Here is a 20,949-nt window from a genome sequence, read left to right on the forward strand (position 1 = left end):
CGAAATATGGGGTGGACGATGGGGATCGAACCCACGACAACAGGAGTCACAATCCTGTGCTCTACCAACTGAGCTACGCCCCACCATATTGCGTTACTTGTGCCAAAGCTGCCTAATGGCGCACCCGGCAGGACTCGAACCTGCGACCATCCGCTTAGAAGGCGGATGCTCTATCCAGCTGAGCTACGGGCGCCTTATTAATCTGTATTCGCTGACGACTACAAACCAAGTGCTTCAATCTTGCTGAGCCAGACATCAACTCTGCTCGACCTTCTCAACCAGTGCTAGGCTATGCCCGACAAGCGCGACAGATGTTATAGACGAGTCGAAAGGTCGTCAACTCCTTTTTGAAAAAAACTCAGAAATATAAAGGGCTTAGGGGAATATCCGGACCAAGCGCCTTTGCCCTCGCGCCACGACATGCGAGAATGCGCACTCTTTTTCAACCCCTCTCGATGGTTAATCACGCGTCATGACTGCACAACTAATCGACGGCAAAGCGATCGCCGCCCATCTGCGCAAGCAGATCGCCCAACGTGTCGCCGAGCGTCGCCAGCAGGGCCTGCGCACGCCAGGCCTCGCGGTGATTCTGGTCGGCAGCGATCCTGCCTCTCAGGTTTATGTTTCGCACAAGCGTAAAGACTGCGAAGAGGTCGGCTTCATTTCACAAGCCTATGACTTGCCCAGCGACACTACGCAACAGGCGCTCACCGAGCTGATCGATCGCCTCAATGACGATCCGCAGATCGACGGCGTGCTGCTGCAATTGCCGCTGCCGGAACATCTGGACGCCTCCAAACTGCTGGAGCGCATTCGCCCGGACAAGGACGTCGACGGCTTCCATCCTTATAACGTCGGCCGCCTGGCCCAGCGCATCCCACTGCTGCGTCCGTGCACTCCGAAAGGCATCATGGCCCTGCTGGAAAGCACCGGGGTCGATCTTTACGGGATGGATGCGGTGATTGTCGGCGCCTCCAATATCGTCGGTCGCCCGATGGCCATGGAGCTGCTACTGGCCGGCTGCACCGTGACCGTCACCCACCGCTTTACCCGTGATCTGGCCGGCCATGTCGGCCGCGCCGACCTGGTCGTGGTGGCCGCTGGCAAGCCGGGCCTGGTCAAGGGTGAGTGGATCAAGGAAGGCGCCATCGTCATCGACGTCGGCATCAACCGCCAGGCAGACGGCAAGCTGGTGGGCGACGTGATCTACGAAACCGCCCTGCCCCGCGCCGGCTGGATCACTCCGGTCCCGGGCGGCGTAGGCCCGATGACCCGCGCCTGCCTGCTGGAAAACACCTTGTATGCCGCTGAAACGCTGCATGCCTGAAGCCAGGAGGCCTCCCGCGGTGCCACGCCGCTGAGAGACCTTCAGCCAACAAAAAACCGCCGAATGGCGGTTTTTTGTTTTTACCCAGGTCCGACTCAGTCAGCCAGACGCCAGGTGGTGCCGCCCTTGCCGTCTTCCAGCACCACGCCCATCGCGGTGATCTGGTCGCGGATCCGGTCGGATTCCGCCCAGTCCTTGTTGGCCCGCGCCGTCAGGCGCGCCTGGATCAACGCTTCGACTTCAGCCGCGTCGACCCGCCCTTCGGCGCCCGCCCGCAGGAAATCATCGGCTTCCAGCTGCAAGACACCGAGCACGCTGGCCAGTTCTTTCAGACGCGCGGCCAGACCGGCCGCAGCCGCCGGATCGCTCTCGCGCAGACGGTTGATCTCGCGCACCATTTCGAACAACACCGCACAAGCTTCCGGCGTGCCGAAGTCGTCGTTCATCACCTGGGTGAAACGCTCGACAAAAGCCTCGCCACCGGCTGCCGGCACCTTCGGCAGGCCTTTCAACGCATGGTAAAAACGCTCCAGGGCACCCTTGGCGTCTTTGAGGTTGTCTTCCGAATAGTTGATGGCGCTGCGGTAGTGGCTCGATACCAGCAGGTAACGCACGACTTCCGGGTGATACTTGTCCAGCACGTCGCGAATGGTGAAGAAGTTGTTCAAGGACTTGGACATCTTCTCGCCATTGATGCGAATCATGCCGCAGTGCATCCAGGCATTGGCGTAGGTCTTGCCGGTGGCCGCCTCGCTCTGGGCGATTTCGTTTTCATGGTGCGGAAACTCGAGGTCGCTGCCGCCGCCATGAATATCGAAGGTCTCACCCAGACAGCAGGTGGACATCACCGAGCACTCGATATGCCAGCCCGGACGCCCGGCACCCCATGGCGATTCCCAGCTCGGCTCGCCGGGCTTGGCGCCTTTCCACAGGACGAAGTCCAGCGGGTCCTGCTTGGCTTCGTCGACTTCGATCCGCGCACCGATGCGCAGGTCTTCGATTTTCTTGCGCGACAGCTTGCCGTAGCCCATGAACTTGGCGACGCGATAGTACACGTCGCCATTGCCCGGAGCGTAGGCGTAACCCTTGTCGATCAAGGTCTGGATCATGCTCAGCATGCCCGGGATATGATCCGTGGCGCGCGGCTCCATGTCCGGCTTGCGGATGTTCAGGCGCGCCTCGTCCTCGTGCATCGCGGTGATCATGCGCTCGGTCAGCGCCCCGAACGATTCGCCGTTCTCGTTGGCCCGATTGATGATCTTGTCGTCGATGTCAGTGATATTGCGCACATACGTCAGGTCGTACCCGCTGAAACGCAACCAGCGGGTCACCAGGTCGAAGGCAACCATGCTGCGACCATGGCCCAGGTGGCAGTAGTCATACACGGTCATCCCGCAGACATACATGCGCACCTTGTTGCCATCCAGCGGCTTGAAGACTTCTTTGCTCTTGGTGAGCGTGTTGTAGATCGTTAGCACAACGCTTTCCTTAAAGAATCACTGGCCCCACGAATCACGCAAGGTCACGGTACGGTTGAAGACCGGAGCACCGGGTTTCGAGTCCTTGATATCCGCGCAGAAGTAACCTTCGCGCTCGAACTGGAAACGGTCTTCCGGCTGTGCATTGCCCAGCGAGGGTTCAGCACGACAACCAGTGAGCACTTGCAGGGAGTCAGGGTTGATGTTGTCCAGGAAACTGGCGCTGTCTTCGGCCTTCTCGGGGTTGGCCGAACGGAACAGACGATCGTACAGGCGCACTTCGCACTCGACGCTGGCCGCCGCCGGCACCCAGTGGATCACGCCCTTGACCTTGCGGCCCTCGGGGTTCTTGCCCAGGGTCTGCGGGTCATAGGAACAGCGCAGCTCGACGATATTGCCGTCGGCATCCTTGATCGCCTCATCGGCACGGATCACATAGCTGCCGCGCAGGCGCACTTCACCGCTCGGTTCCAGGCGCTTGTAGCCCTTGGGCGGCTCTTCCATGAAGTCTTCGCGATCAATGTAGATCTCACGGGCGAATGGCAATGCGCGCACGCCCATGTCTTCTTTCGGGTGGCGCGGCAGTTCGAGGTTCTCGACCTGGCCTTCCGGGTAGTTGGTGATCACGACTTTCAGCGGGCGCAGCACGCACATGGCGCGCGGGGCACTGTGGTCGAGGTCGTCACGGATACTGAATTCCAGCATGCCGAAATCCACCACGCCATCGGAACGGTTGGTACCGATCATTTCGCAGAAATTGCGGATCGATTTCGGCGTATAGCCACGACGACGGAAGCCCGACAGCGTCGACATGCGCGGGTCGTCCCAACCGTTGACGTATCCCTCGTCGACAAGCTGCTTGAGCTTGCGCTTGCTGGTGATGGTGTAATTCAGGTTCAAACGGCTGAACTCGTACTGGCGCGGGTGCGCCGGCACTGGCAGGCTGTCCAGGAACCACTCATACAGCGGACGGTGGCTTTCGAACTCCAGGGTGCAGATCGAGTGGGTAATGCCTTCGATAGCATCCGATTGACCGTGGGTGAAGTCGTAGTTCGGGTAGATGCACCACTTGTCGCCGGTCTGGTGGTGATGTGCATGGCGGATGCGATACATGATCGGGTCGCGCAGGTTCATGTTCGGCGAAGCCATGTCGATCTTGGCCCGCAGCACGCGTGCACCGTCCGGAAACTCACCAGCGCGCATGCGCGCAAACCAGTCGAGGTTCTCTTCCACCGAACGCTCGCGGAACGGGCTGTTCTTGCCCGGTTCGGTCAGGCTGCCACGGTATTCCTTGGCCTGCTCCGGGGTCAGGTCGTCGACATAGGCCTTGCCGGCCTTGATCAGTTCCACCGCCCAGTCGTGCAACTGGTCGAAATACTGCGAGGCGTAGCGCACTTCACCGGACCACTCGAAACCCAGCCACTTGACGTCGCTTTCGATGGCATCGATGTATTCCTGGTCTTCCTTGGCCGGGTTGGTGTCGTCGAAACGCAGGTGCGTGACGCCACCGAACTCCTGGGCCAGGCCGAAGTTCACGCAGATCGACTTGGCGTGGCCAATGTGCAGGTAGCCGTTAGGCTCGGGCGGGAAGCGCGTCACGATCTGAGTGTGCTTGCCCGAGTCCAGGTCGGCCTGAATGATCGGGCGCAGGAAGTTGACCGGGACAGCCGGTCCGGTCTTGGCGTTCGAGGTAGGGTCGACAGTGGGCTTGCTCATAGGATCCTTGGGCTTGCGGGTGCGCGGCCGGGTCGGCCTGATCAATCAAAACGGATATCATAGCCGATGCGATCAAGCCCCTGACAGTGGCGCGCCGAAAACGGGGCCTATTAATAGCGACTGGATGAAAAAACCGCCTCGAAATTCCCGCGCCGCACGCTAAACTGCGCAACCTGGTGGATTGATGCCAGATCGGTTCGGACCCGCGGGCGCTACCCGCACTCCGAAACCCACGAATTCCTTCAAAGAGTAGCCAAGATGACCCAAGTCAAACTGACCACCAACCACGGCGAAATCGTCCTGGAACTGAATGCCGAGAAAGCCCCGATCACCGTGGCCAACTTCATTGAGTACGTCAACGCCGGCCACTACGAAAACACGGTGTTCCACCGTGTGATCGGCAACTTCATGATCCAGGGCGGCGGTTTCGAGCCGGGCATGAAAGAAAAGAAAGACAAGCGCCCGAGCATCCAGAACGAAGCCGACAACGGCCTGCCGAACGAGAAGTACAGCGTCGCCATGGCCCGTACCATGGAGCCGCATTCGGCCTCCGCGCAGTTCTTCATCAACGTCACCGACAACAGCTTCCTCAACCACAGCGCCAAGACCGTCCAGGGCTGGGGCTACGCGGTATTCGCCAAAGTGGTTGCCGGCACTGACGTGGTCGACAAGATCAAGGGCGTGGCCACCACCATGAAGGCCGGCCACCAGGACGTACCCGCAGAAGACGTGATCATCGAGAAAGCCGAGATCGTTGAGTGATACTGCTGATTTCAGATTTGCATCTGGAAGAGGAGCGCCCGGACATCACCCGGGCGTTTCTGGATTTCCTCGCCGGACGCGCCCGTTCGGCACAAGCGCTGTATATCCTGGGCGATTTTTTCGAAGTCTGGATCGGCGACGATGCCATGACCCCCTTTCAAAGCTCGATCTGCGCCGCCTTGCGCACGTTGAGCGACAGTGGCACGCAGGTTTTCCTGATGCACGGCAATCGCGACTTCCTGCTCGGCAAGGCCTTCTGCAAAGCGGCCGGCGCCACCCTGCTCAAGGACCCGAGCGTGGTGCGGATGAATGACGAGCCCGTGCTGCTGATGCACGGCGACAGCCTGTGCACGCGGGACGAGGCTTATATGCGCCTGCGTCGTTATCTACGCAACCCCATCACCCTGTTCATCCTCCGGCACCTGCCACTGCGCAGCCGCCACAAGCTAGCGCGCAAACTGCGCAGCGAAAGTCGCACGCAGACACGGATGAAAGCCAATGACATTGTTGATGTGACGCCGCCGGAGGTCGTGCGGGTCATGCAGCAGCATGGCGTGCAGACCCTGATCCATGGCCATACCCATCGACCAGCCATTCACAAGTTGCAACTCGGCGCGCAAGCGGCGAAACGGATTGTGCTGGGCGATTGGGATCGCCAGGGCTGGGCCTTGCAGGTGGATGAGCAGGGTTTCCAGCTGGCGGCGTTTGATTTCACGCCGCCAGCCTGAACACAGAATCCCTTGTGGCGAGGGGGCTTGCCCCCTCCACATCAGCACCTCGCCGTCAGTGTCCGGCCGCCGCCGGCCCGGCCTTCGCCGCGAACGGTGGCTTGGCCAGCCATACCAACAGCATCAAGGCCATGAAGCCCCAGCCCAGCAGCGTGAAGTAATCCACGGTCGAGAGCATGTAGGACTGGCTGGTGAGCACCTGTTCCAACTGAGCATAAGCCCGGCTGCCCGCCCCGCCGAGATTGCCCAGGACATCACGGGTCGCCGGGTCGAAGGGGGTGATGCTTTCACTCAGGTAAGCATGGTGCTGGTCGGCCCGGCGAATCCAGATCCAGGTCGTCAGCGAGGCCGCGAAGCTCCCCCCCAGCGTACGCAGGAAGGTGGCCAGACCGGCACCATCGGCGATCTGGCTCGGTGGCAGGTCCGACATCAGGATGCTCAAGGTCGGCATGAAGAACAGCGCCACGCCGATCCCCATGAACAGCTGCACCATGGCGACATGCTGGAAGTCCACCTCGTTGGTGAACCCGGCGCGCATGAAGCAGCTCAGGCCGATCGCCAGGAACGCCAGGCCGGCGAGCAAGCGCAGGTCGACCTTGTTGGCATATTTACCGACGAAAGGCGACATCAGCACCGGCAGGATTCCGATCGGCGCCACCGCCAACCCCGCCCAGGTGGCGGTGTAACCCATCTGGGTCTGCAGCCACTGCGGCAGGATCAGGTTGATGCCGAAGAATCCGGCGTAGCCAAGGACCAGCACAATGGTCCCGATCCGGAAGTTGCGATGGGCGAACAGGCGCAGATTGACCACCGGATGTTGGTCGGTCATCTCCCAGATCACGAACACTGACAGGGCAATCGCCGAGATAACTGCACCGATCACGATGAAGTTCGACTCGAACCAGTCCAGATCATTGCCTTTGTCGAGAATCACCTGCAAGGCCCCCACACCGATGATCAAGGTCAACAAGCCGACATAGTCCATTGGCTGGCGACTGATCTCCACCGGTCGGCTCTTGAGTTGCTGGCGCACCACCATGGCGGCGAATACGCCGATGGGTACGTTGATAAAGAAGATCCACGGCCAGCTGTAGCTGTCGGTAATCCAGCCACCGAGAATCGGTCCGGCAATCGGCGCGACCACCGTGACCATCGCCAGCAGCGCCAGGGCCATGCCGCGCTTGGCCGGCGGATAGACCGCGATCAACAGCGTCTGGGTCATCGGGTACAGCGGCCCGGCCACCAGCCCTTGCAGCACGCGAAAGCCCACCAGCTCGGGCATCGAGGTGGAAATACCACAGAGAAACGAAGCCATTACAAACAGGATCGTCGCCCAGATAAACAGCTTCACCTCGCCAAACCGCCGGCTCAGCCAACCGGTCAACGGCAAGGCGATGGCGTTGCTCACGGCAAAAGAGGTGATGACCCAGGTGCCCTGCTCCGAACTCACGCCCAGGTTGCCGGAAATGGTCGGCAAGGCCACGTTGGCGATGGTGGTGTCGAGCACCTGCATGAAAGTCGCCAGCGACAGGCCGATGGTACTGAGCAACAGGCTGGGCGGAGTGAAAGATGCGTTCGAGCTCATCGCGAATCCTTGGAAACGAGGCAGCTGCCGCGACGTTCGGGTCGCGGCAGGATTGGCGACTCAGCGTTGCGCGGTTTTCGCCGCGGTGGCGCTGTTTTCATGGATCAGACGGGTAATCACCGCATCGGCATCGGCCAGTTGCTGGGTGTACACGTTGGTGCTGAACGAAGCTTTTTGTGGCGGCTGCTGGGCCAGCACCGGACCGCTCTGGTCATGCAGATTGACTTCGACCTGGGTCGACAGGCCGACCCGCAGCGGGTGTTTGGCCAGCTCTTCGGCGTTGATATGAATACGCACGGGGACCCGCTGGACGATCTTGATCCAGTTGCCGGTGGCGTTCTGCGCCGGCAGCAAGGCAAAGGCGCTGCCGGTGCCAGCACCGAGACTGTCGATGGTGCCGCTGTATTTCACCGAACTGCCATACAGGTCAGCCTCGATGTCCACCGGCTGGCCGATACGCATGTCACGCAGTTGGGTTTCCTTGAAGTTGGCATCGACCCACAGCTGGTCCAGGGGAATCACCGCCATCAGCGCGGTACCCGGCTGAACCCGCTGACCCAGTTGCACGGTGCGTTTGGCGACATAACCGGTGACCGGCGCAATCAGGGTGGTCCGGGCGTTGGCCAGATAAGCCTGGCGCAGTTGCGCGGCCGCGGCTTTGACATCCGGGTGATTGGAAACCACGGTGTCGTCCACCAGGGCGCTGCTGGTGTTGAGTTGATGCTGGGCGTTGTTCAGGGCGCTCTGGGCGGAGGTCAGGTCGTCACGGGCGTGGGACAGTTCCTCCTGGGAAATCGCACCACCGGCCGCCAGGTTCTTGCGGCGAGTGAAGTTATCCTGGGCTTTCTGTACCGCGGTCTTCTGCTCCGCGACCTGGGCCTTCATACCGTCGACATTGCTGTAGAGGCCGCGCACCTGACGCACGGTCTTGGCCAGGTTGGCCTCGGCGCTTTGCAGGCCGACCTCGGCATCGCTCGGGTCGAAGTTCAGCAGCACCTGGCCTTCGTGCACCAGGTCGCCGTCGTCGGCGCCGATGCTGACCACGGTGCCGGTCACCAGCGGCGTGATTTCCACCACGTTGCCATTGACGTAGGCGTCGTCGGTGCTTTCGCTCCAGCGCCCGTAGACTTCATGCCAGCCCCAGACGCCGAGGCCGCCGAGGATCACCAGCAGGGTGAGACCGGTCAGCATGACTTTGCGCTTGCGTGAATTGCCAGCGTCCTGGGTTGTTTCAGTAGTGTTGGTTGCAGTGGCCATGGCAGGTACCTTGAATTAATAAGTCTGAGCCGAGGGGCGGGTGGCGTTTGCGGCGATGTTGTCGGCCTGAAAACCACCGCCCAAGGCCTGCATCAGCTGGATGGAAAAATCGATCTGCTGGGCATTCAGGTCCGCCAGTTGACGCTGGGCCTGCAACAGGGTCTGCTCGATGGTGAGCACGTCCAGGTAGTTGCCGATGCCGGCGCCATAGCGCTGCAACACGGTGTTATAGGAGTCCTGGGCGATATCCGCCGCATGTTGCTGGGCCACGATCTGCTGGCCGAGGGCGCGCAACTGCTGGAGGGTGTCGCTGACATCGCCCAGCGCCTGGACCAGGCTCTTGTTGTACTGCGCCACCGCCAGATCGTAGTCGGCGTCCTTGGCATCAAGGCCGGCGCGCAGGCGACCACCGTCGAAAATCGGCAGCGAGACAGTCGGGGCAATGCTGAAGAAGCGACTGGCGGAACCGAACAGGGCGTCGCCCAGCAGCGATTCACCACCGGCGGTGGCACTCAGGTTGAGGTTGGGGTAGAAGCGGGTCTTGCCAGCGGCAATGTCCTTGCTCGCGGCCTCGACGCGCCAGCGTGCGGCCACCAGGTCCGGGCGCCGTCCCAGCAGTTCCGCCGGGAGCACCGACGGCAGAGCCACGGCACTCGGCTGGAGAATCTTCGGCCGGGCGATCTCATTACCACGATCCGGCCCCTTGCCCAGCAGGACGGCCAGGGCGACCTTGGCACTTTGCAGCTTTTTCCCGGCGTCGATCACTTGCTCTTCGGCGCTGGCGGCGAGGCTTTCGGTCTGTTGGTACTGGTAGTGGCTGTCGATGCCGGAGCTCAGGCGGCGCTTGCCCAGGTCCAGCAGCTTGTGAGTGCGCTGCAGATCATCGTTGGCCAGGTCATAGACGATATGCGCCTGCCCCAGGTTGCTGTAGGCCCGTGCCACGTCGGCGGCAAGGGTCAATTGCGCGGCCTGACGATCGACTTCGGCGGCACGCGCCTGACCCAACGCGGCTTCCCAGGCATCCCGCTGACCACCCCAGAGATCGAAGCTGTAGTTGAAGCTGACGCCCAGCTTGCGCACAGTGTCATAGACCCCGCCGCGACCGCTGGGGTCCTGGTCTCGCGCCAGGCGCGAACGGCTGACACTGCCGCTGGCATCCAGGGTCGGCATCCGCGCCGCATCGGCGGCAGAGGCCCCCGCGCTGGCCTGGTGCGCCCGCGCACTGGCGACCTGCATGTCAGGGCTGTCATGCAAGGCTTCGCGGATCAGACCATCGAGTTGCGGGTCGCCGAGGCTTTTCCACCAGTCGTTTTTCGGCCAGGCCGCGGGTGACAGGGTCACGCCCTTGAGGGATTGTGCGGCCTTGAGGTTTTTCGCCTCGAGGCTGACGCCTTCGGTGTGCAGGCCGCTATAGCTGGCGCAACCGGCCAGGAGCATCGACAGGAACACCAGGCTGAAACCGCTACGCAGGGTTTTACTGCTCATTTTTTTCACCCACCCGCAGCAGGGTGATCGAGTCCCCGGCCGCCAGCAAAATTTTCTTCAGGATGTCTTCCAGAGTCCGCAACTCTTGCTCGGTGACAGCCCCCGCCAGTTCGTTCATCGCATCGGCACCGATTTCCGGCAGACGGTCGGCGAGAACCTGCCCCTGTGCCGTGAGCACCAGTTGGACCTGACGCCGATCACCCTCCGAACGCCGACGGGCGAGCAGATCCTTCTGTTCCAGGCGATCGAGCATGCGAGTCATGGAACCGCTGTCCAGGGACAGATGGCGGCACAGTTCGGCCGGGGTATCCACCCCGAACTGGGCCATGATGATCAACACCTTGAACTGCGCGGCCGTGATGCCGTACGGCACCATGTGGGTGTCGATGATCCGGTCCTTGAGCAACGCGGCACGGCCCAGGAGCAAGCCGAGATGGCAGTTGTGAAAGTCGTCCGGGGTGAAATGCTTCATAAGGCCACCAAAAGCTGCTTAGGCAGAGAGTTGCTCAGATATTACTGCTTAGGCAGCTAATGTCAAAGCATTAGTTAGCAGGCTTTTTATTTACCCGATAGAAGGCCAGGTCGCGAATAGATAACTCTAGACACACCTTTGAATTCGATGTTTGATAGCAGGACGGCTAGGGTTCCCTGACATACCTGACAAGGAGTCACAGGTGAAAAGCAGGGATTTGATCGCCTAACTGGAGGCCGCTGGCTGGATGCTGCAACGAATCAGGGGCAGTCATCATGTTTTCGTCCACCCCAGCAGCCCCCACTCGATCCCCGTGCCACATCCGAAGAAGGATCTGCCGCTCGGGACCATCAGAAGCATCAGAAAACGGGCGGGCTTGTTATGAACCCGTTCAGTCAGGAGACCATCATGCAATATCCCATCGCCATCGAATGGGGTGATGAACACACCGCCATCGGCATCCAGATTCCGGATATTCCGGGTGCCGTGACCGCCGGCGATACGTTCGAGGAGGCGTATAACGCCGCCCTGGAAATCGCCCATATCATGCTCGAGGAGATCGTTTCGAACGGCCAGCCCGTGCCGACGCCATCGCCCTCCTTCACCCATCGGAAAAATCCCGAGTTCGCGGATATGGGCTGGGGCATGCTGGAAATCGATATCTCGCCCTATCTGGGCAAGACCGAGAAGGTCAACGTGACGCTTCCCGGCTTTGTGATCCAGCGCATCGACCGTTACGTGCGCGACCACCGGATCAAGAGCCGTTCATCGTTCCTCGCGGACGCGGCGCTGGAAAAGCTGGTCCGCACTTAAGCACCGGCAAGGGCCGGGACACCGCTGTGGAAGCGGAATTCGTCGTCGGGCGACTCGATCAGTTCCTGCTCGACCGCCCGCACCCGCTCGATGACCCGGCCAATATCCTCGGCGTCGCCGTACTGGTAGGCCAGTTTCAGGTAGCCCTGGAAATGCCGGGCCTCGCTCTTGAGCAGGCCGAAATAGAATTTGCCCAATTCTTCGTCCAGGTGCGGCACCAGGGCTTCGAAGCGCTCGCAGCTGCGCGCCTCGATAAAGGCACCGACCACCAGGGTGTCCACCAGCTTGACCGGTTCGTGGCTACGGACCGCCTTGCGCAGCCCCGAGGCATAACGACCGGCGGACAACTGCCGCAACTCGATCTTGCGTCGCTTCATCAGGCGCATGACCTGTTCATGGTGCACCAGCTCTTCCCGGGCCAGGCGCGACATCAGGTTGATCAGGTCGACATGGGAATGGTACTTGGCGATCAGGCTCAACGCGGTGCTGGCCGCCTTGAACTCGCAGTTCTTGTGGTCGATCAGTAGCGTTTCCTGATCCGCCAACGCCGCCTGCACCCAGCCTTGCGGGGTCGGGCAACCGAGGAACTCGTGGATTTCCGGCAGAGTCACAGGAAAACTCCCGTCACAGGAAAGGCTTGGCAGGGGTGCAGCACGGGAATAGTCGACATGGGACTCACAAAAACCGGGGGGGCAGGCAGGACAAGGCCGCCGATTATACGGGGCCCGGGGCAGATCGCCAGCCACCGCACTTGATATGCATCAAGGTTGCAGTCGGCAGACTGCAACTATAGTTGTAAGCAGTCGCCTTCAACCTTCCTTGGAGCACCCCGACCATGCAAGCCATCCGCAGCATCCTGGTGATACTCGACCCCGACCACGCCCACAGCCTGGCCCTCAACCGCGCCAAGCTGATCGCCGGGGTCACGGATGCGCACCTGCACCTGTTGATGTGCGACCCCAAGCACGATCACAGCGCCCTGCTCAGCCTGCTCAAGAGCCAATTGCATGACGACGGCTACAGCGCCACGGCCGAGCAGGCCTGGGACCAGACCCTGCACGACACCATCATCGGTGTGCAACAGGCCGAAGGCTGCGGCCTGGTGATCAAGCAGCATCGCCCCGACAGCCCGCTGAAAAAAGCCCTGCTGACCCCTTCCGACTGGAAACTGCTGCGTTACTGCCCCTCCGCCGTCTTGATGGTCAAGACCGAGACGCCCTGGTCAGGCGGGGTGATTCTCGCGGCGGTGGACGTGGGCAACACCGATGACGAACACCGCCATCTGCACGCCAGCATCATCGATCACGGCTATGACATCGCCAGCCTGGCTAAGGGCCATCTGCACGTGATCAGCGCTCACCCCTCGCCCATGTTGTCGGCCGCCGATCCGGTGTATCAGCTCAGGGAAACCATCGAAGGCCGTTATCGCGATCAATGCCGAGACTTCCAGACGCAATTCGATGTCGATGACGAGCACCTGCACATCAAGGAAGGCCCCGCCGACGTGCTGATTCCCCATATGGCCCGTACACTCGGGGCCGCGGTGACGGTGATCGGCACGGTGGCACGCACCGGGATTTCAGGGGCACTGATCGGCAATACTGCGGAAGTGGTGCTCGATGTACTGGAAAGCGATGTGCTGGTGCTGAAACCCCAGGAAATCATCGATCACCTGGTGGAGACCGCACCGCGGCCCTGAAGGTATCTAGCGACCTTTTGATCGCCTTCGCGGGCAAGCTCCGCTCCCACAGGTCCCGTGCCGTACACAAAATTCAGACCTGACTCAAAAACACGGCGGGGGCGGAGCTTGTCGGGACGCCGCACCGCTGCGAAGAGGCCAGAATAGGCGCAACAGCTTCAGGCGCCGAACGCATCCTTGAGAAAACCCGGGGCGATATAGCGCTGGTAATGCGCCTCGGACAGCAGGAAAAACTCCCGGTCGATGGCATCGCGCAGCTCCGGCAGGCCCCAGTCGCGAAACTCCGGTAACAGCACCATGCCGTAGGCCTCCAACTGGCTGATCACCCGCGCGCCACGGGCAATCAACTGGTACGCCCAGCAATATTCCGATTGATGCGGCACGAAGCGAATCTTGCGGGCCTCCAATTGCTGGCGCAGCTTGGGCGGATCGAACACCTCGATTTTGGCGACCATGACCTGGACCAGCAATTGCTCCAGGCGCAACCACACCGCACGCTTCTCTTCCTCGTTGTAGCCGTTCCAATGGATGACTTCATGATGGAAGCGCTTACAGCCGCGGCACACCAGATCGCCGTAAACAGTGGAGCAGAGGCCGACGCAGGGAGTCTTGATGGTCTGATTGGACATGGGCAGGGGGCACGCGGAAAAGCAAAACAGGTCCGCATGTTAGCCCTTTGTCTAACAAGGGTCACCCCCGAACCTGTAGGGCTTAACTTACCTTTCTTTGGAATATACCGTAGAATCAGCCTGCCTTTTTAGGCGCCAATGTCCGTTGGAAGCTGTTTTCAAAGCGTCACGAGCACAGTGTAGGGTGAAATTACGTCCGATGACGCTTCACCCATCGGGCGTAAATCGCCCTCGATCCTAAAGAACGGCGTTGGCGCAGGAATTCCCCCCGGAACCCCCTGCGCCGACCCTCATCAGCTCCCGTTCCGCAGGCGTAAAACTTTGAAAACAGCTTCTGTTGGAAAGCTTGGAAACTCTGGCTAAGCGGCTCAAAAAGCCCCGCAGCGCATGAGTGCCGTGCATTTCTGGATGAGCGTCCCGGACACCCATTTGGGACCACTGATGAGGGTAATAACTGTGCTTGAAGCCTACCGCAAACATATCGAAGAGCGTGCAGCACTGGGTATCGTGCCCCAGCCGCTTAACGCCGAACAAACCGCAGGCCTGGTCGAGCTGCTGAAGAATCCCCCGGCTGGCGAAGAAGCTTTCCTCGTTGACTTGATCACCAACCGCGTTCCGCCTGGCGTGGACGAAGCGGCCTACGTCAAGGCCGGTTTCCTTTCCGCCCTGGCCAAGGGCGAAGTCAAATCCCCCCTGATCGACAAGAAGCGCGCGGTAGAACTGCTCGGCACCATGCAGGGCGGCTACAACATCGTGACCCTGGTCGAGCTGCTGGACGACGCTGAGCTGGCCGCCGTTGCCGCCGCGCAACTCAAGCACACCCTGCTGATGTTCGATGCCTTCCACGACGTCGCGGAAAAAGCCAAGAACGGCAACGCTCACGCCAAGGAAGTGATCCAGTCCTGGGCCGACGGCGAGTGGTTCAAGAACCGCCCGGTACTGGCCGACAAGATCAGCCTGCGCGTGTTCAAGGTCACCGGCGAAACCAACACCGACGACCTGTCGCCGGCACCAGACGCCTGGTCGCGTCCGGATATCCCGCTGCACGCCCTGGCCATGCTGAAAATGGCCCGTGACGGTATCGTCCCGGACCAGCAAGGCGCCATCGGCCCGATGAAACAGATCGAGCAGATGCGCAACGACGGCTTCCCGATCGCCTACGTCGGTGACGTGGTCGGTACCGGTTCGTCGCGCAAATCGGCAACCAACTCGGTGCTGTGGTTCTTCGGCGACGACGTCCCTTACGTGCCGAACAAGCGCGCAGGCGGCTTCTGCTTCGGCAGCAAGATCGCCCCGATCTTCTACAACACCATGGAAGATGCCGGCGCACTGCCGATCGAGTTCGACGTTACCAACATGAACATGGGCGACGTGATCGACCTGTACCCACATGCTGGCAAAGTCACCAAGCACAACAGCGATGAAGTCCTGACCACCTTCGAAATGAAGACCCCGGTCCTGCTCGACGAAGTCCGTGCCGGCGGTCGTATTCCGCTGATCATCGGCCGTGGCCTGACCGAGAAGGCACGCACCGAACTGGGCCTGCCACCTTCGACCCTGTTCAAGCTGCCGGAAGCCCCGGCTGAAAGCACCAAGGGTTACACCCTGGCGCAGAAAATGGTCGGCAAGGCCTGCGGCGTGACAGGCGTTCGTCCTGGCACCTACTGCGAGCCGAAGATGACCACCGTCGGTTCCCAGGACACCACTGGCCCGATGACCCGCGACGAGCTGAAAGACCTGGCCTGCCTGGGTTTCTCCACCGACCTGGTCATGCAGTCGTTCTGCCACACCGCGGCCTACCCGAAGCCGATCGACGTCACCACGCACCACACCCTGCCCGACTTCATCATGACCCGTGGCGGTGTTTCCCTGCGCCCGGGCGACGGCATCATCCACAGCTGGCTGAACCGCATGCTGCTGCCGGACACCGTCGGTACCGGTGGTGACTCCCACACCCGTTTCCCGATCGGCATCTCGTTCCCGGCCGGTTCCGGTCTGGTGGCTTTCGCCGCCGCCACTGGCGTCATGCCGCTGGACATGCCGGAATCGATCCTGGTGCGTTTCAAGGGCAAGCTGCAACCCGGTGTCACCCTGCGTGACCTGGTTCATGCCATCCCTTACTACGCCATCCAGAAAGGCCTGCTGACCGTTGAGAAGAAAGGCAAGAAGAACGCCTTCTCTGGCCGCATCCTGGAAATCGAAGGCCTGGAAACCCTGACCGTCGAACAGGCTTTCGAACTGTCCGACGCCTCGGCCGAACGTTCCGCCGCCGGTTGCACCATCAAACTGTCGAAAGAATCGATCGCCGAATACCTGAAGTCGAACATCACCCTGCTGCGCTGGATGATCGGCGAAGGCTACGGCGATGCCCGCACCCTGGAGCGTCGTGCTCAGGCGATGGAAGCCTGGGTAGCCAACCCAGAGCTGCTGGAAGCCGACAAGGACGCCGAGTACGCGGAAATCATCGAAATCGACCTGGCCGACGTCAAGGAGCCTGTGCTCTGCGCGCCGAACGACCCGGACGATGCGCGCCTGCTCTCCAGCGTTGCTGGCGAGAAGATCGACGAAGTGTTCATCGGCTCCTGCATGACCAACATCGGCCACTTCCGCGCTGCGGGCAAGTTGCTGGAACAGGTCAAAGGCCAGTTGCCAACCCGTCTGTGGCTGTCGCCGCCGACCAAGATGGACGCTCATCAGCTGACCGAAGAAGGCTACTACGGCATCTACGGCAAAGCTGGCGCCCGTATGGAAATGCCGGGCTGCTCGCTGTGCATGGGTAACCAGGCACGGGTAGAACCGAACGCCACCGTGGTTTCGACTTCGACCCGTAACTTTCCGAACCGTCTGGGCGACGGCGCGAACGTCTACCTGGCTTCGGCCGAGCTGGCGTCCGTGGCTTCGATCCTGGGTCGCCTGCCGACCGTCGAGGAATACATGGAGTACGCCGGTAAGATCGACAGCATGGCTGCCGACGTTTACCGCTACCTCAGCTTCGACCAGATCGCCGAGTTCCGTGAAGCCGCGGCGAACGCCAAGATCCCGGTCGTTCAAGCCTAAGCTCTACGCGCAATAGAAAAAGCCCCGATTAGTCGGGGCTTTTTTATGTCAGCAGAAACCTGATTTTTACCCAGGGAAATAGGACCTTGAAAACGCTATAAACCTGTGGGAGCCGGCTTGCCGGCGATGAGGCCCTTGAGTTTTGCATCGTCCTTTCAATCGCCATCGCCGGCAAGCCAGCTCCCACAAGGTTAGCGTTCAACCTTACTGCCGAACCAACCGCAGGTTCTGAAACTCGGCCTTCTCGGTACTGCGATACGGATTGATATCCAACCCGCCCCGCCGCACATAACGCGCATACACGGTCAATTTCTCCGGTTTCAGCAAGCGCTGCAGGTCGAGGAAGATCCGTTCCACACATTGCTCGTGGAAGTCCGAGTGCTGGCGGAAGCTCACCAGGTACGCCAGCAAGCTCGCGTGATCCAGCGCCGCACCGCGATACTCCACCACCACACTGCCCCAGTCCGGCTGGCTGGTCACCGGGCAATTGGACTTGAGCAAATGGCTGTGCACCACCTCCTCGACCCGCCGCGATGCGTCGCAACGCAGCAGTTCCGGACGCGGATGGGCGTAGTCGCTGACGCTGATCTCCAGATCGTCGATGCACACCCCCGGCAAGGCGACTACGCCCTCGGCCTGTACCTCGCTCAAACGGCGGACCCGCACGCCCACCGGCTTGCCGGCCGCCGCCGATAGATCGGCACGCAGCACCGCTTCCAGGCTGGCGGTGTCGACGAACGGCGTCTGGTTCAGGGAATTGAGGTACAGCTTGAAGGACTTGGATTCGATGATATTCGGCGAATCCGCCGGGATACTGAACTCGCCGATCGCCACCACCGGCTTGCCGGACGGCAGCAACCAGGACAACTCGAAGCAGTTCCAGAAGTCCACGCCGACATACGGCAAGGTCTCGGCGCTCAGGCCCAGCTCGGCCCATTTGGCCGCCCGTGGAATCGGGAACAACAAGGAGGGTGTATAGGTGGCGATGTACTCACTGGACTTGCCCAGTGGCGAGTGTTCGGCGGCGGGATGCATGACAAAAACCTGACTGAATAAACCCCGCCAGTCTAGCGCAAATCACCCACTCGCACGAAAGCCCTCGGTCCAGCCAGGTCACTTCAAGGTTCGATCTTCAACGTCCCGACCATCCCCGCCTGGTAATGCCCGGGAATATTGCAAGCAAACTGCAGGTTCTCGGCCTGACTGAAGGTCCAGGTCAACTCGGCGGTCTTGCCCGGTTCCACCAGCACACTATTGGGATCGTCATGCTTCATTTCGTGCCCCATGGACGCGTGATCCATACCGGCCATATTCATATCGTTCATCTGCATGCCGGTGGCCGTCAATTGGCCACCCTGCTGCATCTTGAGCATCTCCTGCTGGTGCTCGGCATGGGCCGCCGCATGCCCCAGGTTGAATTCATGCAGCAGATGGCCTTTATTGATCAGCACGAAACGCACGGTTTCACCGGCCTTCACATCCAGCTCCTTGGCACTGAAGGCAATATCGGTCATGGTCACTTCAATAGTGCGCGTGGCCTTGCTCGCCGGTGCCGGCTGGCCGAAGTCGTAGCTGCCCGCAGGCGAGGCCCAGACTGGCAAGCTCAGGACCAGCAAACCGACAAGCAGCAAGCTGTTACGCAAAAACATAGTCACACTCCAACTTCGATGGGCTCCAGATTGTGTGAAACTGTAAGGCCAGGTCGCTGGCATTGAGCTGACCCGCAGATTACAACTTTGTCAGTTTGCCCCTCGTCCACCGCGTGCTCGGTATAACGCACCGTTCCATTTACCACGAGTCATCCATGAAACTGCTGATCGTCGAAGACCAACCAAAAACCGGCCAATACCTGCGCCAGGGCCTGAGCGAGGCCGGCTTCAACACCGAACTGGTGGCCGACGGCACCACCGGCCAACACCTCGCCCTGACCGGCGATTACGCGCTGCTGATCCTCGACGTCATGTTGCCCGGTCGCGATGGCTGGCAAATCCTCCAGGCCGTGCGCAGCGCCGGCCTGGACATCCCGGTGCTGTTCCTGACCGCCCGCGACGCCGTCGAGGACCGGGTCCATGGCCTGGAACTGGGGGCCGACGACTACCTGGTCAAGCCGTTCGCCTTTTCCGAACTGCTGGCCCGAGTCCGCAGCCTGCTGCGCCGAGGCAGCGCCGCCACCCAGGAAACCCAGCTGCAACTGGCCGACCTGCGCCTGGATCTGATTCGCCGCCGGGTCGAGCGGGCCGGACAACGCATCGACCTGACCGCCAAGGAGTTCGCCCTGCTGGAAATGCTCCTGCGCCGCCAGGGCGAGGTACTGCCGAAATCCTTGATCGCGTCGCAGGTCTGGGACATGAATTTCGACAGCGACACCAATGTCATCGAAGTGGCTATCCGCCGCCTGCGCCTGAAGATCGACGACGCTCACAGCCACAAACTGATCCATACCGTGCGCGGCATGGGTTATGTCCTCGAAGAGCGCAACACCTGATGCGCCGCCTGTCCCTGGGCAGCCGCCTGGCCTTGCTGTTCGCCGCCTGCACCGCCGTGGTGTCGTTGAGCGCGGGGGTGCTGTTCAACCGCGCCAGCGAGTCGCACTTCATCGAACTTGACCAGCAACTGCTCGACGCCCGCCTGCTAGCGCTGCGCAGCACACTCGCGGGAGTCAAGAACCTCGACGACTTCCAGCAGCGCCGCGAACGGCTGCCTGCCGAAATCAACCTCAGCCCGGATCTGGCCTTGCGCGTCAGCGGCACCGATGGCCAGCGCTGGTTCAATACAGCGAATGCCCTGCCCGGCGACTTGCCGACACAAACGGGGCTCACCAGCCTGTGGATCGAGGGCACTGCCTATCGGGTCTTCAATGCCCCGCTGGAGCCGAACCTGGCCGACTCGCCGCAACTGACCCTGATCCTCGATATCACCCACCACCAGCACTTCCTGCAACGCATGCAGCACCTGATCTGGCTGACGGTCAGCCTCTCGGCCCTGGCCACCGCCCTGCTCGGCGCCTGGGCCGCGCGCAGCGGCTTGCGGCCGTTGCGGCGCATGAGCGAAATCGCCGCCGGGGTCTCGGCCAGCTCGCTGACCCAACGCCTGCCCGAGGAACAGATGCCGCCGGAACTGGCCGAACTGGCGCAGTCGTTCAATGCCATGCTCGCGCGCCTGGATGACTCGTTCCAAAGACTCTCGGCGTTCTCCGCCGATATCGCCCACGAACTGCGCACGCCGCTGTCGAACCTGTTGACCCACACCCAGGTCACCCTGACCCGGCCCCGGCCGCTGGAGGACTATCGCGAAGCCCTGCACAGCAATCTTGAGGAGCTGCAGTGGATGGCGCAGTTGGTCAACGACATGTTGTACCTGGCCAAGGCCGATCACGGCCTGCTGACGCCGCGCCGCGAAGCGCTAGAACTGGCCGATGAGGTGGACGCCCTGCTGGAGTTCTTTACGCCGCTGGCGGAAGAGAATCGGGTGCGACTCAAGCGCGATGGCAAGGCGAGCTTGGCGGGAGATCGCGGCATGCTGCGCCGCGCTCTGTCCAATCTGCTGGACAATGCCTTGCGCTTCACCCCGGAAGAGGGCGAGATCACGGTCAGGCTGGAGAATGTGCCGCAGGGCTTGCGGGTCAGCGTCGAGAATACCGGGGAAGGTATTGCGCAGGAATTGTTGCCGCAGCTGTTCGACCGATTTTATCGGGCCGATCCGGCACGCCGCGAAGGCAGCAGTGAACATGCGGGGTTGGGACTGGCGATTACCCAGTCGATCATTCGTGCCCATGGCGGGCAGATTCGTTGTGAGTCAGAGGCGGGCTGGACACGGTTTGTGATCGAGTTACCGCGTCAGGCTTAAGACCACGTCGCGGCCTTCGCGGGCAAGCTCCGCTCCCACACTGTTTCTGAGTCAGGCCTGGATTTTGTGTACGGCACAGGACCTGTGGGAGCGGA

General features: G+C 61.3%; 19 protein-coding genes and 2 tRNA genes. 9 read left to right on the forward strand and 12 right to left on the reverse strand.

Translation table 11 applies throughout. The annotated features are described in order from the left end of the window. Positions 1 to 7 precede the first annotated feature (7 nt). Positions 8 to 84: transfer RNA gene (locus AC07VG_RS20010), tRNA-His, on the reverse strand. Between the two features lie 32 nt (positions 85 to 116). Further along, a tRNA-Arg gene (locus AC07VG_RS20015) sits at positions 117 to 193 on the reverse strand. 279 nt (positions 194 to 472) lie between these two features. Here AC07VG_RS20015 and folD point away from each other — a divergent pair. Continuing rightward, positions 473 to 1,327: a bifunctional methylenetetrahydrofolate dehydrogenase/methenyltetrahydrofolate cyclohydrolase FolD gene (gene folD, locus AC07VG_RS20020; RefSeq protein ID WP_495002698.1), complete on the forward strand. Its 855-nt coding sequence runs from the start codon at positions 473 to 475 to the stop codon at positions 1,325 to 1,327. 95 nt (positions 1,328 to 1,422) lie between these two features. On the opposite strand, the gene cysS is transcribed toward folD, so the two are convergent. Both cysS and AC07VG_RS20030 read right to left on the reverse strand, forming a co-directional pair. After that, entirely contained in the window at positions 1,423 to 2,805 is a 1,383-nt protein-coding gene (gene cysS / locus AC07VG_RS20025) for a cysteine--tRNA ligase (RefSeq protein WP_495002699.1), read from the reverse strand. An 18-nt stretch (positions 2,806 to 2,823) separates the two neighbouring features. Continuing rightward, on the reverse strand, positions 2,824 to 4,521 hold the full coding sequence (locus AC07VG_RS20030) for a glutamine--tRNA ligase/YqeY domain fusion protein (protein ID WP_495002700.1): 1,698 nt from the start codon (positions 4,519 to 4,521) through the stop codon (positions 2,824 to 2,826). A 258-nt stretch (positions 4,522 to 4,779) separates the two neighbouring features. Here AC07VG_RS20030 and AC07VG_RS20035 point away from each other — a divergent pair, with 258 nt between their 5' ends. Further along, a complete protein-coding gene (locus AC07VG_RS20035) occupies positions 4,780 to 5,283 on the forward strand; it encodes a peptidylprolyl isomerase (protein WP_495002701.1) in 504 nt (167 codons plus the stop codon). Next, positions 5,280 to 6,011 (forward strand): UDP-2,3-diacylglucosamine diphosphatase, encoded by a 732-nt coding sequence (locus AC07VG_RS20040; RefSeq protein WP_495002702.1) that lies wholly within the window; start codon positions 5,280 to 5,282, stop codon positions 6,009 to 6,011. Before AC07VG_RS20035 ends, AC07VG_RS20040 begins: the two co-directional genes overlap by 4 nt. Positions 6,012 to 6,066: 55 nt before the next feature. Here the strand turns inward: AC07VG_RS20040 and AC07VG_RS20045 are convergent, their stop codons facing one another. The 4 genes from AC07VG_RS20045 to AC07VG_RS20060 are packed head-to-tail and all read right to left on the reverse strand — an operon-like array spanning position 6,067 to position 10,810. Continuing rightward, positions 6,067 to 7,596, reverse strand: a complete 1,530-nt coding sequence (locus AC07VG_RS20045) for a DHA2 family efflux MFS transporter permease subunit (protein ID WP_495021743.1) — start codon at positions 7,594 to 7,596, stop codon at positions 6,067 to 6,069. Positions 7,597 to 7,656: 60 nt separating this feature from the next. Next, a complete protein-coding gene (locus AC07VG_RS20050; RefSeq protein WP_495021744.1) occupies positions 7,657 to 8,853 on the reverse strand; it encodes an HlyD family secretion protein in 1,197 nt (398 codons plus the stop codon). A 15-nt stretch (positions 8,854 to 8,868) separates the two neighbouring features. Then, positions 8,869 to 10,338 (reverse strand): efflux transporter outer membrane subunit, encoded by a 1,470-nt coding sequence (locus AC07VG_RS20055; protein WP_495021745.1) that lies wholly within the window; start codon positions 10,336 to 10,338, stop codon positions 8,869 to 8,871. Continuing rightward, on the reverse strand, positions 10,328 to 10,810 hold the full coding sequence (locus AC07VG_RS20060; protein WP_495002706.1) for a MarR family winged helix-turn-helix transcriptional regulator: 483 nt from the start codon (positions 10,808 to 10,810) through the stop codon (positions 10,328 to 10,330). Before AC07VG_RS20060 ends, AC07VG_RS20055 begins: the two co-directional genes overlap by 11 nt. 229 nt (positions 10,811 to 11,039) lie before the next feature. On the opposite strand from AC07VG_RS20060, the gene AC07VG_RS20065 reads away from it, so the two are divergent. Together AC07VG_RS20065 and AC07VG_RS20070 are read left to right on the forward strand one after the other, a co-directional pair. Further along, positions 11,040 to 11,195, forward strand: a complete 156-nt coding sequence (locus AC07VG_RS20065) for a type II toxin-antitoxin system HicA family toxin (RefSeq protein ID WP_495021771.1) — start codon at positions 11,040 to 11,042, stop codon at positions 11,193 to 11,195. 23 nt (positions 11,196 to 11,218) lie between these two features. Beyond that, positions 11,219 to 11,623: a type II toxin-antitoxin system HicB family antitoxin gene (locus AC07VG_RS20070; protein WP_103499481.1), complete on the forward strand. Its 405-nt coding sequence runs from the start codon at positions 11,219 to 11,221 to the stop codon at positions 11,621 to 11,623. On the opposite strand, the gene AC07VG_RS20075 is transcribed toward AC07VG_RS20070, so the two are convergent. Further along, positions 11,620 to 12,234 carry a MiaE family protein gene (locus AC07VG_RS20075; RefSeq protein ID WP_495021746.1) on the reverse strand — a complete coding sequence of 205 codons (615 nt, stop codon included), beginning with the start codon at positions 12,232 to 12,234 and terminating at the stop codon, positions 11,620 to 11,622. The genes AC07VG_RS20070 and AC07VG_RS20075 overlap by 4 nt on opposite strands. A gap of 224 nt (positions 12,235 to 12,458) precedes the next feature. Between AC07VG_RS20075 and AC07VG_RS20080 the strand changes: the two genes are divergently transcribed. After that, on the forward strand, positions 12,459 to 13,322 hold the full coding sequence (locus AC07VG_RS20080; RefSeq protein WP_495021747.1) for a universal stress protein: 864 nt from the start codon (positions 12,459 to 12,461) through the stop codon (positions 13,320 to 13,322). Positions 13,323 to 13,480: 158 nt separating this feature from the next. Here AC07VG_RS20080 and AC07VG_RS20085 read toward each other — a convergent pair whose 3' ends face one another. Next, positions 13,481 to 13,951 (reverse strand): DUF1289 domain-containing protein, encoded by a 471-nt coding sequence (locus AC07VG_RS20085; protein ID WP_495002709.1) that lies wholly within the window; start codon positions 13,949 to 13,951, stop codon positions 13,481 to 13,483. 456 nt (positions 13,952 to 14,407) lie between these two features. Here AC07VG_RS20085 and acnB point away from each other — a divergent pair, with 456 nt between their 5' ends. Continuing rightward, entirely contained in the window at positions 14,408 to 17,008 is a 2,601-nt protein-coding gene (gene acnB, locus AC07VG_RS20090; protein ID WP_495002735.1) for a bifunctional aconitate hydratase 2/2-methylisocitrate dehydratase, read from the forward strand. Positions 17,009 to 17,212: 204 nt separating this feature from the next. Here acnB and queF read toward each other — a convergent pair whose 3' ends face one another. Both queF and copI read right to left on the reverse strand, forming a co-directional pair. Then, positions 17,213 to 18,043, reverse strand: coding sequence for an NADPH-dependent 7-cyano-7-deazaguanine reductase QueF (queF, locus tag AC07VG_RS20095; RefSeq protein WP_495002710.1), 831 nt, complete (start codon positions 18,041 to 18,043; stop codon positions 17,213 to 17,215). An 83-nt stretch (positions 18,044 to 18,126) separates the two neighbouring features. Continuing rightward, positions 18,127 to 18,657 carry a copper-resistant cuproprotein CopI gene (copI, locus tag AC07VG_RS20100; protein ID WP_495002711.1) on the reverse strand — a complete coding sequence of 177 codons (531 nt, stop codon included), beginning with the start codon at positions 18,655 to 18,657 and terminating at the stop codon, positions 18,127 to 18,129. Positions 18,658 to 18,812: 155 nt separating this feature from the next. On the opposite strand from copI, the gene AC07VG_RS20105 reads away from it, so the two are divergent. Then, entirely contained in the window at positions 18,813 to 19,493 is a 681-nt protein-coding gene (locus AC07VG_RS20105) for a heavy metal response regulator transcription factor (protein ID WP_495002712.1), read from the forward strand. Continuing rightward, positions 19,493 to 20,854 (forward strand): heavy metal sensor histidine kinase, encoded by a 1,362-nt coding sequence (locus AC07VG_RS20110; RefSeq protein WP_495002713.1) that lies wholly within the window; start codon positions 19,493 to 19,495, stop codon positions 20,852 to 20,854. Before AC07VG_RS20105 ends, AC07VG_RS20110 begins: the two co-directional genes overlap by 1 nt. Positions 20,855 to 20,949 lie beyond the last annotated feature (95 nt).

The organism is Pseudomonas sp. GW821-FHT03C07 (assembly GCF_059420925.1).